Genomic DNA, 13,999 nt, shown 5'->3' with positions numbered 1-13,999 from the left:
CTCACCCTTTCTCAGTCGCACCAGTGGTTGACGCTATTACCCGTCGCCAGATAAATGCTCTTTTGTTGCATCCAGGCTTTCAGCCCCTGGATCCCTTTTTCGCGGCCCAGACCGCTCTCTTTAAAGCCCCCAAACGGGGTCGAAATGGAGAAAACTTTGTAGGTGTTGATCCACACCGTACCGGCTTCCAGTTGTTCGCTCAGACGCAGCGCGCGGCCGGTATCACGCGTCCAGATCCCCGCCGCCAGTCCGAAGACCGAATCATTGGCCTCGCGGATCAGCGCCGCTTCATCGTGAAAACGCATCGCCACCAGAACCGGTCCGAAGATCTCTTCCTGGCAAACGCGGGCCTGATTGTTCAGCCCTTCAATGATGGTCGGCAGGAAATAGCTGCCTGCCGCCAGCGCCGGATCCGCCGGGATCTCGCCGCCGCATAGCACGCTGCCGCCTTCGCGTTTCGCCAGCTCGACGTACTCCAGCACGCTCTGCCGGTGTTTATCGTTGATCAGCGGCCCGACGTGGGTGCCAGCGCTGAACGGATGGCCAACCCGCAGCCCTTGGGTTAACTCCAGCAGGCGGGCCATTAATTGCGGATACACTTTGTCATGAACAAACAGCCGCGAGCCGGCAATACAGGCCTGACCGCCGGAGCTGAAAATGCCGTAGCAGATGCCCCGCGCCGCCTGTTCGATATCGGCATCTTCCAGCACGATGGTCGGCGATTTGCCGCCCAGCTCCAGTGACGCCGGGATCAGCTTTTCCGCCGCCACGTGCGCCAGGTGACGTCCGGTGGTGGTGCCGCCGGTAAAGGAAATTTTGCGCACCTTAGGATGGCGGGCCAGCGCATCGCCGATAATCGATCCTTTACCCGGCAGCACGCTCAGCAGTCCGGCGGGTAAACCGGCCTGCTCAAAGATCTTCGCCAGCTCCAGCGCCATGAGCGGCGTGGCTTCCGCCGGTTTGAGGATCACCGCATTTCCGGCGGCGATCGCCGGGGCCACCTTCTGCATTTCGCTGGCGATCGGCGAGTTCCACGGGGTGATCGCCGCCACCACGCCCAGCGGCTCATAGCGGCTCAGAGTCAATAGATCCGCCTGCCGCGGCGTCGGCAGCTCGCCTTCCAGTAACTCGCAGGCGGCGGCAAAATAGCGCGCCGTCCCCGCCGCGCTCATCACCAGCCCTCGCGCTTCCGCCAGCGGTTTACCGTTATCGCGGCTCTGCTTTTGGGTGAGCTCATCAAGCTGTGCTTCAATCAGATCGGCGACTTTATGCAGGATCTTCGCCCGCTGATGCGGCAGCATCGCCCGCCACGTTGGCTCCCGCCAGGCGCGGTCGGCGCTGTCGATCGCCTCCTGTAAATCATCGAGGCTTGCCGCATGCAGCGCCGCGTTAATAGCGCCATCCGCCGGAAACTGGCTGTGCATCAAATTGCCGCCGCCGCGACGCCATTGGCCGCCGATAAAAATGTCTAATTCGTCCATCTCAGCCTCTCTGCGTTATGCCAGTTCACGGCAGGCGCGTACCGCGCTCAGTGCCGCGAGGGTCGATGTTTTCGGATTGCTGGCGAGCGGCAGGCCGCTCAGCTCCAGGTGAAACTCGCCGAACAATCCTTCGGCGTGTAGCGTATGGGTGTTGCGTTGCGTCGCCGGATCGACCATCAGCTGTACTCGGGTCGCGTCAAGGCCGATACCGCCCAGCGCGATGGTTGCCGCCACGTTGGCATTTGCCGGGAATAGCCGCGCCGCCTCGCGGGCGCTGCCTTCGAAGAAAATTTGCGCTTCATTGACCGCGCTGAGGTCGATAAGCTGTTCGGCATAGCTGCCGCGCCAGCTGGCCGGGCTTTTACGCGACTGATAGGTCACTCGTTCAAGCCCCCCCTCTTTGGCCGCCGCCAGGCCGTCAATCCCGGCTACTGCGCCAGCCAGCAGCGTCAACTTGCCGCCCGCCTGACGTAAACGCTGTTCCAGTTCGCTGTCCGCCAACGCACCGGTCGAGATCACCGCCAGATGCCAGCCGCGCGCCAGTACCGCTTCGCCGTATTGCGCGACCGCCTGCTGACTGGCGCATTCCAGCACCAGATCCGGCGTCCCACCGCATTGCAGCGGATCGGTAAGCGGCGTCACCGCTTGACCAAACTGCAGGCAGATCGCTGCGTGATGCGATTCGCGCGCCACGATCCACTCCACCCTCACCTGCGGCGGCAGGCGTTCAATCACCGCCTGGGCCATCGCGCCATAGCCAATTAACATGACCTTTTTCATCATCTTTCCTTACAGATGGCGACAGAAACCGCCGGAAACGTCCAGCGCCGCGCCGGTGGTAAAGGAGGCCAGCGGCGAAGCGAGGAATAGCAGCGCTTGCGCTGGCTCCTGCGGCTTACCGAGACGCGCCATCGGGATCCCCCGCTTACGGGCGATATCGGCGGTCCACTGCTGCCAACTCTGGCTCTTATCGCTTCGGCTCTCAAAACGGCGCTGCCACTGCCCGGACTCCACCATCCCCAGCAGAATGGAATTCACACGAATACCTTTATCCACCAGCTCTTTCGACAGAGTCAGCGTCATATTGAGCAGCGCGGCGCGGGCGGCAGAGGTGGCGATCATGTGCTCTTCCGGCTGCAGAGCCAGCAGCGAGTTCACACAGGTAATCGAGGCGATATCCGACGCCTCTAGCAGGGACTGAAAGGCCTTTACCGGGTTAATCACGCCGAACAGTTTCAGTTCGGCTTCGTGCAGCCAGGCCTCACGTGGCGTATCGGCGAAGTGGGCGACATAGCCCTGGCCGGCGTTATTAATCAGCATATCGACGCCGCCGAAACGCGCGGCGACCGCGGCGGCGAACGCCTCAACTTCAGCTTCGTTCAGTACGTCACAGCGCCAGGAGAACACCTCACCTTCTGGATATTCGTTTTGCAACGCCGCATGGGCGCTGGCAAGCCGATCCGGGTTGCGGCCGCAAAAGGCGACTTTCGCCCCTTCGCCCAGCAGCAGGCGCAGCGTTTCAAAGCCGATTCCTGACGAACCGCCGGTGACTACCGCGACGCGTCCTTCAATTTGTGCATTCATCGCGCACCTCTTCCCCTATGCGTAAAAGCTGTTGATTAAAAAAGATTTCGTTATCGAGATAGCTGGCATGTCCAGCCTGAGGGATGGCGATGTAAGGAGCGCCGTAACGCAGCGCCACTCCCTGCACTAACTCCGGTTGGGTAATGGCATCCTGCTCGCCACACCACACGGAGAGACGACCGCGATAGTCGGCGAGCCAACGGTGAATGTCGTCATGGGCCAGCATCCAGGCCGCGGCGAGATAACCGTCGCGGCGTAGCCTGCGCATCCCCGCCGCCACCGTCGCCACATCGGCTTCGCGCGCGCCAGGGCGCAGCAGTTTTGCCGCCCGCCCCTGGGCCATCGCCTCGCCGCCCAGCGCTATCTGCTGTTGACGCCCCTGCCAGACTTTTTCCCGCTGTGCGGCTTCCGCCTGGCCGTAGCCCTGCGCGACGTCGGCGAGCACCAGGTAAAGCACCCTCTGCGGGTATTTCGCGGCGAAGGCGGCCGCCACCAGCGCGCCCAGCGAATGGCCGACCAGTATGGTTTGCTCTACTCCAGCGCGGTCCAGCATTCGCGCCAGCGCGTCGGCGTAATCGCCGGCATTCGCCGGCGCCGCCGCCAGCATCGGGCTTTCACCATAACCGGGCATATCCCAGGCCAGCACGCGGTAGCCGGGTAGCGCCATCTGTTTATGCCAGGAGGCCGCGCCGGAACTGATGCCGTGCAGCAGCGTCAGCGGAATACCGCTTCCTTGTTCACGAAACCCCGTCATCATCGCCCCTTAGTTACGTTTTACTTTTGCCAGCGGATGATCTTCCGGGTAGGTCGGAATATGCGGCTTATGGGTGCCGAGCATCACGCACATCAGCGCCTCTTCTTCGCCGTGGTTAAACAAACCGCGGTAAATTCCAGGCGGCACCGAGATCAGATCGCGTTCGCGCAGCACGGTTTCGGTATAGTTGTCGCCGTCCTGAATCATCAGAGTGATCTGCCCTTTGAGCATGAAGAACACCTCTTCTACGTCATCATGCAGGTGCAGCGGGCCTTCACATTTGGACGGCAACACCATGGTGGAAAAGGTGAAGTGCTCGGCCGGAACGGTGTTGGTATCACTGGCGACGCCGGTGGCGCCGGTGCCGATGTAGCGCATCTGCGCGCGGCGATATTTCGGATCGAAATCGGCCTGGAATTTCAGCGCATTCCAGTCGTATTTACGGCCTTCAAAGCGCGCGATACGCGACTCCACCCACTCTTCCATCGTCATATGGTCAGGTTTCAAACTCTGTTTTGCAGTTACGGTTGAATCAGTCATCGTTTTATCCTCAGTAACGTCTCAGCAGCGGCAGTAACAGGGCGCAGCCCACCGCCGCCATCACCGCCAGAAAAATCAGCCCGGAATCCATGCTATGGGTGAAGGCGATAAGCGCGCCCATCACCGCCGGCGATAGCGCCCCGGCAAAGTTTCCCAGCCCGTTGAAAATTCCACCCGCCGTGGCGCTGACCCGTGGATGGGTCGCTTTAGCCAGCAGCGCGAAAATGTTTGGCGCGCCGGTGCCCCACATAAAGGTGCTAAAGCTCATCGCCGCGATTACCGGCAGCGGCGTGGTGAAATGCATCACTGCCGCCAGGCCAATACCCGCGCCTGCCAGGGAAATAAAGCAGGCGGCGGCGCGCCTATCGACGCGGTCGGACAGCCAGGCGCCGATAATTTCGCCTAGCAACATGGCGATAAATGGCATCGACGACAGCCAGCCGGCGTGTTCCAGATGAATGCCTTTGCCTTTAATCAGGTAGCCCGGCAGCCAGCCGTTGATCCCCCACAGATAGGCGAGAAAGGCGATGTTGAAGATGCAGATCATCCAAAAATGCGGACTCACAAAGAGCTCGAGACGCGCGCTGCGGCGCGCTTCCTGCGAGGTTTTATCGCTGCTCGCTCTCGCCTCCAGTTGTACGCCGCGCAGCCCGATGCGTACAAAAATCAGCACCGGTATCGTCAGCATCGCCATCACGAAAAATGTGCTCTGCCAGCCGAAGGTATTGAGTAGCCAAATTGACAGCGGGAAACCCAGCGCCGCGCCAACCGGCGTGCCGAGCAGCCACAGCATGGTGGCGCGGGCCTGTAGCCGCTGCGGGAAGGTGTGGCGCACCACGGCGAACGCCAACGGAAACAGCGGCCCTTCAGCAATGCCCAACAGGATGCGCAGCGTCACCATCAGCGCGTAGTTGTGGGTGAAGCCCATGATCACCATCAGGATGCACCACACCACCATCATTCCAGTCAGCAGACGCAGCGGCGCAATCCGGTCGCCAAGGCCGCTTAATAACACTGACGAGAAGCCGTAACTCAGCAAAAAGGCACTCATCAGAATGCCCAACCGGGTGGTGTCGAAATCGATGCCCATCGCCTGCTGGAAGTGACTATCGGAAAACAGCGCGGCGATACTGATTTTGTCGAAAAAAGCCAGCAGCACGCAGGCCAGCAGCGACAGCGGAATGGCCCAACGAACTGCTTTTTCAGGCGTGCGGACGCCCTCGCCGCTCGCCTCTGCAGGCGCGGCGTTGGTCTCTAATGTGGTCATTTCTCCCCCTTAAGGGTTCGCGTTTCTTATCGCAATGACATCAGCGAGAAAGTCGGGTCAGCGAGCGGGACGTTAGAGAGATCCCTTCCCGCCGCCATCCAGCGCTTCGCCAGCTTCACGATACGTGCATTATTGAAGGCCACCAGCTGAGTTAAGCGTCCATCGGCATTCAGGGAGAAGTAGATCGCGCCCTGCGGCTCGTCACGCACAATGGTCCGGCTGCCCGCTTGCGGGATCCCGAGGATCTGGACATTGCGATCGTATTGATCTGACCACAGCCACGGCGCCTCGTCGTAGCCGCTGGCCTGTGGATCGAGCATCGCTTTCGCTGTCGCGATGGCCTGATTTTGCGCAAAGGCCCACGACTGAATGCACAGACCGTACTGATGGTGCTGGGCGACATCGCCAGCGGCGAAAATCGCCGGATCGTTACTGCGCCCCTGGGCATTAACGACAATCCCGCGATCGACAGTGAGCCCGGCATCGCGCGCCAGTTCGAGATTCAGATCGACGCCGATCCCCACCACTACCGCATCGAAGGTTTCCCGCTGGCCGTCGCAGTGCAGCGTCGGCAAGCCGTTATCATCTTCCAGCTCCAGCGCGCCGCAGCCGCGGCGAATATCAACGCCCTGCCCGCGATGCAACTCATCCAGCGCCTGCGAGACCTCCATACTGACCGAGCGCATGCACAGCGCCGGCTGCTGTTCATAAAGGGTCACGGCTACGCCGCTTTTGCGCGCCGAGGCGGCGATTTCGAGGCCAATCCAGCCGCCGCCGACGATCGCCAGCCGCGTTGCCGATGCCAACCGCTGCTTCAGACGCTGCGCGTCCTGCCAGTGGCGCAGGGTATATACCTGAGGATGCTGCCCCCAGGCCTCGGACGGCAGCCGCGCGCGGCCGCCGGTGGCGATCAGCAGTAGGTCGTACGCCAGCATTTCGCCGTTGCTCAGCGCCAGGGTTTTATTTTGCCGGTCGATCGATTTCGCGCGCAGCGGGCGGTACCAGCGCAAATCCAGTGCCTGCTGCACCTCGGCGCTGAATAACCGCGGCAGCGCCGGTTCGGCCTCCAGCAATGCCGCTTTCGACAGCGGCGGACGTTCGTAAAAATCCCATTGCTCTTCGGCAACCACGCAAATCTCGCCGCTAAACCCTTCATCACGCAGCGTTTTCGCCGCCCAGCCGCCAGCCTGGCCGCCGCCGATAATGACTATCCGCGCCGTCATACCGCCTCCGGTTTTTTCTGCTGGCGACGGGTATCGTGATCGATACCGCCTTCCACCGCCCATTCGGTAAAGGACACGAGTGAATGCTCCAGCTCGCGCGGCTGCCAGTTTTCCGTCAGATAATCATCGTTGGTGTAGTACTCAAAAGCGCCGCCGGTCGGGCTGTTGACATACCAGAAGTAGGCCGAGGAGACCGGATGGCGGCCGGGACCGATAAACGTGCTCCACGCGTTTTTATTCATCGCAATGCCGCCGCCGATCACTTCATGAATATCCCGTACGGTAAACGCGACGTGGTTTAGCCCGCGCTTGCGGTTGGGCAACTGCAATAAGAAGAGGTTATGGTGTCCGCCGCGCACGCCGCAGCGCAGGAACACCGCGCGATTGATGTAGCGGTCTGACACCTGAAAGCCGAGTACTTCGCGATAGAAACTTTCCACCGCCGCCAGTTCTTCCACGAAGAACACCACGTGGCCGACGTTAATCGGCTGCGCGCGGTCGTAGACCGGGCTCGGGGTGTCGATGCGACGCACATCGCCCCACTGGTTGATCGGTTCAACGTTCAGTTCAACCGCCGTTTGCTGACTAACCTGCACCCGCAGCGTCATACCGTTGGGATCGCGGCACTCCAGCGCGCCGTCGATTTCACGGAAAGCGGGCTGGCGTTCCAGCTTCGGGCGCAGCGCATCCAGCGCCGCCCGATCCGCCACGCCCCAGGTCATGCGACGCAGGGTGTTGCCCGCCTCAAAGGCTGGCGGTAAGTTGGCGGCATCGGTCGGGTTAAGTTCGACCCGCGCGCCGCTGAGGGTGGTAAACGCGCGGCCGCTGGCGTCGCCGGTCAGGCCAAAATCGCGCATGAATTTAGCGCTGTGGTTCAGGTCGTCTACGCCAAATTCCAGCTTTTCAATTCCGGTAATACTCATTATTCGTCGCCTCTTTACCGTTCAGTCGCCCGAATTTGGGCGTAAAACATGCCCGACGCAATCAAGCGCCTGCTGTTAAGTTGTTGATTTAACTTGCCTGTGACAAATATCCGAGGAAGCCGGAAATTTTGTCCGCTGCCATACTGACGTCGTTCTGCAACCGTTCGCGATCGCTTTGCGGGATCTCGTCCGACGGCACCAGAATGCTGACGACCGCCGCCACCCGGCCGCTGCGGTTAAAGACCGGATAGACAATCGATGAGATGCCGTGGCGATAGAACGATTCGCCAATCACGTAGCCGCGGGCTTTATCCTGCTGCACCATCTGCCACAGCGCTTCGCGGTCGTACAGCTGGCCCGGCGTATTGCCCGGCAGACGTTCATTCGGGAACAATTGTTCAAACTCGCTGCGGGAAACATCGGTCAGCAGCATGCGGCCAAGCGAGGTGCAGTGCACCGGTAGCCGCGTTCCGACGCTGACCTGGTTGATACGCGAACCGGCGGCGCTGACGCGGGCGATGTAGATAATGTCGCGGCCGTCGCGGATCGCCAGATGGCTGCTGCACTGGCTGATATCGCGCAGTTGCTCGATGACCGGCTGACCCACCTGAGCGACATCCAGTGAGGCGATATATTCAAAGCCCAGACGCAGTACGTTCATGCCCAGCGAAAAGGTATTGGTGCGGGCGTTGCGCTCGAGAAAGCCCATATATTCCAGCGTCTGCACCACGCGATAGGCGGTCGCTTTCGGCATATCCACCAGCCGATGCAGCTCGGCAAAGGTCAGATCGCGATGCTGTTCGCCAAACGCCAGCAGCAGTTGTAAACCGCGCTCAAGACCGGGCACCAGATACTTCACTTCCTGATCGTTCGCCATACCGCCTCACTTATTAGTTAAAGACAAAACCGCCGTTGACCGGGATCAGCTGGCCGGTGATAAAGCGCGAAAGATCGCTCAGCAGCCAGACCACGCTGCCGGTGACATCTTCCGGCTGCTGCGCGCCGCTGAGCGCGCGGCCGTTCTCATACAGTTGATGACGCTCGGCTGGAACGTATTCCGTGGCCTCAACGCGGGTCAGTCCCGGCGCGATGGCGTTGATACGGATCCGCTTTTCACCCAGCTCGCGGGCCATAGAGCGGGTCATCGCAATCACCGCGCCCTTACTGGCGACATAGGCCATCAGCCGCGGCGCGCCCCACAGCGCGGTATCCGAAGCGACGTTGACGATCGCCGCCCCTTCGCGCAGCAGCGGTACCGCCGCGCGGGTCACCAACCAGGTGCCTTTAACGTTGACCGTCATTACCCGATCCCACAGATCCGGATCGTAATCGATCATATTTTTTCCGCCGACGCCGGTGGCCATCGCTGCGTTATTGACTAAGCCATCGATAGACCCCTGCGCGCCGATGGCGCTGAAGACCTGCTCGATCGATGCTTGACTGGCAAGATCGATGGCGTGAGATTCGACCTGATAGCCCTTCCGCTGCAGGCGATGAGCGCTTTCCGCCAGCTCTCCCTGCAGGATGTCGCACATCACCACCGTCGCGCCCTGAGCGGCGCAGGCTTCGGCAAAGTGGTACCCGAGACCGCGCGCCGCACCGGTGACGACAATACGTTTACCGTTTAGCAGGCCGTTCATCAGGCGGCACCCTGCTGCGCTTCGCGGAGCGCTAACTGCTCTTTCGCCGCTTTCTGCATCATGCGGCGCAGGCGGGACAGACCGACGTCATGTTGATAAAGGTATTCATGATCGCGGGCGTTCGGCGCCAGGCTTTCCAGCACCACGCGATCCTGTTCCAGTACTTCCCAGTGCAGTTTTTCCAGACGGTTGCGGTACATAAAGCGCCACAGATCGCGCTGCCAGCCCTGAACGCCGCGGATGCGCCAGAAGAAGACGCGACAGTTATCGTTATCTTCCGGAACCACCATGCCGACGATCCAGAAATGGCCGCCCGGCCCGAAACGCTTTCTGTACGGAATAGACAGACGCATCCAGTAGGCGCCGCTGTTGCCCAGTTCAACCCAGTCAAAGTTAACGCCGCTCTGCCCTTTTTTCTCGAAGATAAAGCCGGTTTTCGTCGGCTGCAGGACCATATCGGCTTTGCGATCGCCTTCCGCCATCGAGTGCGATGACGAGTGCAGATAGGTACCGTGCATCGGGTCCATCACGTTTTCCAGCGCGTACTGGTAGTTGCATTTCCACGCCGCGGTGCACAGGAAGTTACTGTATTTTTCGCTATCGGCTAGTTCCTCAGGGAAGCTCAATTCATCAGGCTGCTGATCGGCGGTGACGCCAAACCACAGGAAGATTGCCCCGTGCGCTTCGTGCACGCTGTAGCTGCGCACGCACTGCTGGCCGACCAGCGGGCAGCGATCCACCGCCGGGACGTCTTTGACTTCGCCGTTGCCGGCGACTTCCACGCCGTGATACCAGCAGGCGATACGATCGCCTAAGTTCCAGCCCATTGACAGGCGTGCGCCGCGATGCGGGCAGCGGTCTTCCAGGGCCTGCACCTGGCCATCTTTATTCCGCCAGACCACGATCTGCTCGCCGAGACGGGTAATGCCTACCGGCGCAGACTGCACTTCCCAGCTCGCCAGCACCGGATACCACAGGCCGCGCAGTCCTTTATCAAGATAGTTTTGTACCGTTGTCGTCATCGCTGTGTCCTCAGTAGCCGTTAACCTGTAAAAATGCCTGGAAGCTGCTTTCGCTCCACGGTTCGCCCTGTTGGTCATGCATCCTGACGCCATTGAGGCCGTTCACCAGTTCACCGAGACTTTCCGCGCCCTGCTCGAACAACGTTTCCAGGGTGGCGATAAGCTGCAGTTCCCAGTTTTCCGGTACCCGGCTGCGGGTTTGCCAAATCAGATTGTGATAGTCGCCAGGCTTATGGATATTGCCGTTTCCGCCTTCCGCCGGTGGCGTAAACTGGCGGCTTTCCGGTAGCGCCGGGTTGAAGTCCAGGGATTCGCTCATGCCACGTTCTCCTCGATAAAGGTAATCTGGATCTGATTGTCGTATACCCGCACCGGGTAACGATTAAGGTTGCGACCGCCGGGTCCATGCAGGCACTGGCCGGTTTTGACGTCGAATACCGCCTCATGCAGCGGGCATTCCACCTTGCCATCTTCGACAAAGCCCTGGCTCAGGAGCGCATAGGCATGAGGGCAAACGTCTTCCAGCGCGTAATATTCGCCATCAATCAGATAAATACCGATTTCCTTACCGTCGATATTGCCGCTATATGGGAAATCTTCCTGTACTTGCTCCGCGTCACATACGCCTATCCAGCTCATCGCAATCCTCCAGGCTTTTGTTTCATATATGAAACTCTGTTTCTTATTTAATACGGTCAATATAAAAGCGGTGAATGTTTCGTCAAGCATTAATGTGACGAATTTGTTAATGAGTGGCTTTTAAATTAGCTAAGTGTGCAATTGATCACGAAAAACTGCATTCAGATGAAATGATGATATTTAAAGCGGTGATCCATTATAAATAAAAATGCCGATTTAAATTTCACATACGACTATTGACTTCTTTTCAAATCGATCATTAAAAATGGGCAACAGCGGAAACCATGGTGTTTCATCCATGAAACAGCTATTTATTTAATCATTTAAAAACAATGAGTTTCATAGGTGAACCATTTTACTCATGTAACTATTTCTGGCGTTAAAAAATAATAACTGGCAATCATTAAATTAAGCGTGGAGACAACGAATGGCGGCAAGATGGCAAGGGGTAATAGCATTACTTTTGTTAATAATTATTTCCTACGTCGATCGGGTAAATATCTCGGTGATGATCCTTAACCCGGAATTCGCTGCCCATTTTCAGTTAAATGAAAACAGAATGTTACAAGGTATGCTAATGACATGCTTTCTTCTGGGTTATGGTTTTTCGGCATTATTATTAACCCCAGTTATAGAAAGTAGATGGCATTATCGTCAGGGACTCTTAAGCAGCATTGCTATATGGGCGCTGGTGTGCGCCATTTCCCCGCTACTCGGCTCACTGCTGGGAATGTTGATCGCGCGCATCGTTCTTGGCGTGGCGGAGGGGCCGCTGTTCTCTCTGAAAACGCGCTTTATCAACGACAACTTCGCCGCTGATGAAATAGGCAAGCCGAATGCGCTGACCGCCCTTGGCGTATCGTTGGGGCTGGCGGTAGGCTTCCCGCTGGTCACCTGGCTGATGGCGCACGTTGGCTGGATCGGCTCCTTCTACGCGCTGGCGCTGCTTAACCTGCTGCTCGGCGGCGGATTAATCTGGCGGTTTCTCCCCGCGCCACAAGTAACCTCACAGCGCGCGAAGCCTGGCTTTAGCCAAACTTTTGCCCTCGCCTGGCGTACGCCGCTGCTAGGCTGGATCCTGCTGGTAGAAATCGCCACGCTCAGCTATCTGTGGGGGAGTAGCGCCTGGTTGCCCGCCTGGCTGCGCGACGAGCACCACTTCTCGCTACAGGCTACCGGCCTGCTGGCGGCTGTCCCCTTTCTGTTAAGCCTCGGCTCAAAGTTTCTTGGCGGCGTGCTCCTCGACAAAATGCGCCCGGAGCAGGCGCCGCTGCTGTTTATTATCGGCGGCCTACTCACCGCCGGTTCTGTGCTGGCGCTGATGCTCAGCCAGCAGCCGGCGATGCTGGCGCTGTTTATGCTGGCGGCGAACGTTTTCTGGGGATTACAGGGGGCAGCGATCCCCGCGGTGGTTCAGCATCACGCCCCGCGCGAAGCGGTGGGCAGCGCCTATGGGATCATTAACGGCATTGGCAATATTTGCGCGGCGTTTATTCCGCTGCTGATGGGAGTGGTGATGAAATCGGTGGGATCGGTCAGTTCAGGTTTTTCCGTTCTGGTGGCATCGCAGCTGATCACGCTGTGCGCCGGCGGCGCACTGCTGCTGCGTATGCGTCGCGCAGCAGCAGTAAACGCGTCTATACCCTAAATAAGTTGCAGGACAAAACGGCTAGTCGTTTTGAACAGCGCTTGCGCTGGCCCCGTAAGGACGAGGCCCAGGGATGGGCCGATTTATTGCCCACGCCTATGCAACTTGAAGTATGACGGGAACAGATTTATTCGCCCTTTTTCGCCGCCTGGATGTACAGCATCTCCAGCGCCAGGGTCGCCGCCGCCAGAGCGGTAATTTCGGACTGATCGTAGGCCGGGGCAACTTCCACCACGTCCATCCCGACGATGTTCAGGTCCTTCAGGCCGCGCACCAGCTTGATCGCGCGGTCGGAGGTCAGCCCACCGATAACCGGGGTACCGGTGCCTGGCGCAAACGCCGGATCCAGACAGTCGATATCAAAGGTCAGGTACACCGGCATGTCGCCGACGATCTGCTTCACCTGGGCAATCACGTCATCAACGCTGCGGTCGTTAACCTGGCCGGCGTCCAGTACCGTAAAGCCATTGTCTTTGTCGAACTCGGTGCGGATCCCGATCTGTACGGAGTGGTTCGGATCGATAAGCCCTTCGTTCGGCGCGGTATAGAACATGGTGCCGTGGTCGAACTCGCAGCCGTTGGCGTAGGTATCGGTGTGAGCATCGAAGTGCACCAGCGCCATTTTACCAAAGTGCTTGGCATGGGCGCGCAGCAGCGGCAGGGTAACGAAGTGGTCGCCGCCAAAGGAGAGCATACGTTTGCCGGCCGCCAGCAGCTTCTCGGCGTGAGCCTGCAGCTTCTCGCTCATTTCGCGCGCGTCGCCGAAGGCGTACACCAGATCCCCGCAGTCCACCACGTTCAGGCGCTCGCGCATATCGAAGTTCCACGGGAAACGGTTGTGCTCCCAGGCAAGGTTAGTGGAAACCTGACGGATCGCCGCCGGGCCATGACGGCCGCCCGCGCGCCCGGAGGTCGCCATATCGAACGGCACGCCGGTGATGACCCAGTCCGCATCGCTTTCATACGGCATAAAGTTCATTGGCAAACGCAGAAAGCCAAAGGCATTGGATACCAGGGAGTTATCGTATTGATGACCTAAAGTGCTCATGGATATGACCTCTTTTGACAGTCGTGGAACGTAAAAAATAAGTATAAAAAAACCCCTCCGCGTCGTTAGGCCCGACGAGGAAGGGTTTGATAGATAAATCGCTTATTGGCGTGAATTATCGCCGGTAATGCATACGGGTTCAAGTGAGTATCGCATGCTGCCGGATGACGGCTTCGCCTTATCCGGCCGACATACGCAGGCCCGGTCAGCGCAGCGCCACCGGGCATCAG

General features: G+C 59.2%; 15 protein-coding genes. 1 reads left to right on the top strand and 14 read right to left on the bottom strand.

The features are described 5' to 3' along the window. Positions 1–11: 11 nt before the first annotated feature. The 13 genes from DR88_RS09405 to DR88_RS09465 all read right to left on the bottom strand — a co-directional run bounded on the left by DR88_RS09405 (position 12) and on the right by DR88_RS09465 (position 11,073). Positions 12–1,481 (bottom strand): aldehyde dehydrogenase, encoded by a 1,470-nt coding sequence (locus tag DR88_RS09405; RefSeq protein WP_004149795.1) that lies wholly within the window; start codon positions 1,479–1,481, stop codon positions 12–14. Between the two features lie 15 nt (positions 1,482–1,496). Continuing rightward, positions 1,497–2,261 (bottom strand): aspartate dehydrogenase, encoded by a 765-nt coding sequence (locus DR88_RS09410; RefSeq protein ID WP_004211378.1) that lies wholly within the window; start codon positions 2,259–2,261, stop codon positions 1,497–1,499. 9 nt (positions 2,262–2,270) lie between these two features. Further along, complete coding sequence (locus DR88_RS09415; RefSeq protein ID WP_002916526.1) at positions 2,271–3,065, bottom strand: SDR family oxidoreductase; 795 nt, start codon at positions 3,063–3,065, stop codon at positions 2,271–2,273. After that, positions 3,049–3,819 (bottom strand): alpha/beta fold hydrolase, encoded by a 771-nt coding sequence (locus DR88_RS09420; protein WP_004174434.1) that lies wholly within the window; start codon positions 3,817–3,819, stop codon positions 3,049–3,051. Before DR88_RS09420 ends, DR88_RS09415 begins: the two co-directional genes overlap by 17 nt. Positions 3,820–3,828: 9 nt before the next feature. Then, positions 3,829–4,359 (bottom strand): cupin domain-containing protein, encoded by a 531-nt coding sequence (locus DR88_RS09425; RefSeq protein WP_004174433.1) that lies wholly within the window; start codon positions 4,357–4,359, stop codon positions 3,829–3,831. Between the two features lie 10 nt (positions 4,360–4,369). Then, positions 4,370–5,626 (bottom strand): MFS transporter, encoded by a 1,257-nt coding sequence (locus DR88_RS09430; RefSeq protein ID WP_004149797.1) that lies wholly within the window; start codon positions 5,624–5,626, stop codon positions 4,370–4,372. Positions 5,627–5,652: 26 nt separating this feature from the next. Then, complete coding sequence (locus DR88_RS09435; RefSeq protein ID WP_004149798.1) at positions 5,653–6,849, bottom strand: NAD(P)/FAD-dependent oxidoreductase; 1,197 nt, start codon at positions 6,847–6,849, stop codon at positions 5,653–5,655. Further along, on the bottom strand, positions 6,846–7,772 hold the full coding sequence (locus DR88_RS09440) for a VOC family protein (protein WP_004149799.1): 927 nt from the start codon (positions 7,770–7,772) through the stop codon (positions 6,846–6,848). The genes DR88_RS09435 and DR88_RS09440 overlap by 4 nt, the downstream gene beginning before the upstream one ends. A gap of 88 nt (positions 7,773–7,860) precedes the next feature. Further along, a complete protein-coding gene (locus DR88_RS09445; protein ID WP_004174431.1) occupies positions 7,861–8,649 on the bottom strand; it encodes an IclR family transcriptional regulator in 789 nt (262 codons plus the stop codon). A 13-nt stretch (positions 8,650–8,662) separates the two neighbouring features. Then, positions 8,663–9,412, bottom strand: coding sequence for an SDR family oxidoreductase (locus DR88_RS09450; RefSeq protein ID WP_004151771.1), 750 nt, complete (start codon positions 9,410–9,412; stop codon positions 8,663–8,665). Continuing rightward, on the bottom strand, positions 9,412–10,434 hold the full coding sequence (locus DR88_RS09455) for a Rieske 2Fe-2S domain-containing protein (protein ID WP_025861938.1): 1,023 nt from the start codon (positions 10,432–10,434) through the stop codon (positions 9,412–9,414). The genes DR88_RS09450 and DR88_RS09455 overlap by 1 nt, the downstream gene beginning before the upstream one ends. 10 nt (positions 10,435–10,444) lie before the next feature. Continuing rightward, the gene (locus DR88_RS09460; protein WP_004144765.1) at positions 10,445–10,753 is read right to left on the bottom strand and encodes a recombinase-like helix-turn-helix domain-containing protein; all 309 of its coding nucleotides are present in this window, start codon (positions 10,751–10,753) and stop codon (positions 10,445–10,447) included. After that, positions 10,750–11,073, bottom strand: a complete 324-nt coding sequence (locus DR88_RS09465; protein ID WP_004151769.1) for a Rieske (2Fe-2S) protein — start codon at positions 11,071–11,073, stop codon at positions 10,750–10,752. Before DR88_RS09465 ends, DR88_RS09460 begins: the two co-directional genes overlap by 4 nt. Positions 11,074–11,500: 427 nt before the next feature. Between DR88_RS09465 and DR88_RS09470 the strand changes: the two genes are divergently transcribed. Beyond that, positions 11,501–12,721 carry an MFS transporter gene (locus DR88_RS09470; protein WP_004149802.1) on the top strand — a complete coding sequence of 407 codons (1,221 nt, stop codon included), beginning with the start codon at positions 11,501–11,503 and terminating at the stop codon, positions 12,719–12,721. A gap of 127 nt (positions 12,722–12,848) precedes the next feature. Here the strand turns inward: DR88_RS09470 and speB are convergent, their stop codons facing one another. Then, entirely contained in the window at positions 12,849–13,769 is a 921-nt protein-coding gene (gene speB, locus DR88_RS09475) for an agmatinase (RefSeq protein ID WP_002916572.1), read from the bottom strand. Between the last annotated feature and the right edge of the window lie 230 nt (positions 13,770–13,999).

It is taken from the genome of Klebsiella pneumoniae (genome assembly GCF_000742135.1).
GTDB lineage: Bacteria > Pseudomonadota > Gammaproteobacteria > Enterobacterales > Enterobacteriaceae > Klebsiella > Klebsiella pneumoniae.
This window is presented reverse-complemented; position numbering and strand designations above follow the sequence as displayed.

Excerpts from the sequence above, each read along its gene's own strand:
- DR88_RS09460 (WP_004144765.1), bottom strand. The coding sequence starts at position 10,753 with ATGAGCGAATCCCTGGACTTCAACCCGGCGCTACCGGAAAGCCGCCAG.
- DR88_RS09415 (WP_002916526.1), bottom strand. The coding sequence starts at position 3,065 with ATGAATGCACAAATTGAAGGACGCGTCGCGGTAGTCACCGGCGGTTCG.
- DR88_RS09430 (WP_004149797.1), bottom strand. The coding sequence starts at position 5,626 with ATGACCACATTAGAGACCAACGCCGCGCCTGCAGAGGCGAGCGGCGAG.
- DR88_RS09425 (WP_004174433.1), bottom strand. The coding sequence starts at position 4,359 with ATGACTGATTCAACCGTAACTGCAAAACAGAGTTTGAAACCTGACCAT.
- DR88_RS09440 (WP_004149799.1), bottom strand. The coding sequence starts at position 7,772 with ATGAGTATTACCGGAATTGAAAAGCTGGAATTTGGCGTAGACGACCTG.
- DR88_RS09410 (WP_004211378.1), bottom strand. The coding sequence starts at position 2,261 with ATGAAAAAGGTCATGTTAATTGGCTATGGCGCGATGGCCCAGGCGGTG.
- DR88_RS09420 (WP_004174434.1), bottom strand. The coding sequence starts at position 3,819 with ATGACGGGGTTTCGTGAACAAGGAAGCGGTATTCCGCTGACGCTGCTG.
- DR88_RS09435 (WP_004149798.1), bottom strand. The coding sequence starts at position 6,849 with ATGACGGCGCGGATAGTCATTATCGGCGGCGGCCAGGCTGGCGGCTGG.
- DR88_RS09455 (WP_025861938.1), bottom strand. The coding sequence starts at position 10,434 with ATGACGACAACGGTACAAAACTATCTTGATAAAGGACTGCGCGGCCTG.
- DR88_RS09405 (WP_004149795.1), bottom strand. The coding sequence starts at position 1,481 with ATGGACGAATTAGACATTTTTATCGGCGGCCAATGGCGTCGCGGCGGC.
- DR88_RS09465 (WP_004151769.1), bottom strand. The coding sequence starts at position 11,073 with ATGAGCTGGATAGGCGTATGTGACGCGGAGCAAGTACAGGAAGATTTC.
- DR88_RS09445 (WP_004174431.1), bottom strand. The coding sequence starts at position 8,649 with ATGGCGAACGATCAGGAAGTGAAGTATCTGGTGCCCGGTCTTGAGCGC.
- DR88_RS09470 (WP_004149802.1), top strand. The coding sequence starts at position 11,501 with ATGGCGGCAAGATGGCAAGGGGTAATAGCATTACTTTTGTTAATAATT.
- speB (WP_002916572.1), bottom strand. The coding sequence starts at position 13,769 with ATGAGCACTTTAGGTCATCAATACGATAACTCCCTGGTATCCAATGCC.
- DR88_RS09450 (WP_004151771.1), bottom strand. The coding sequence starts at position 9,412 with ATGAACGGCCTGCTAAACGGTAAACGTATTGTCGTCACCGGTGCGGCG.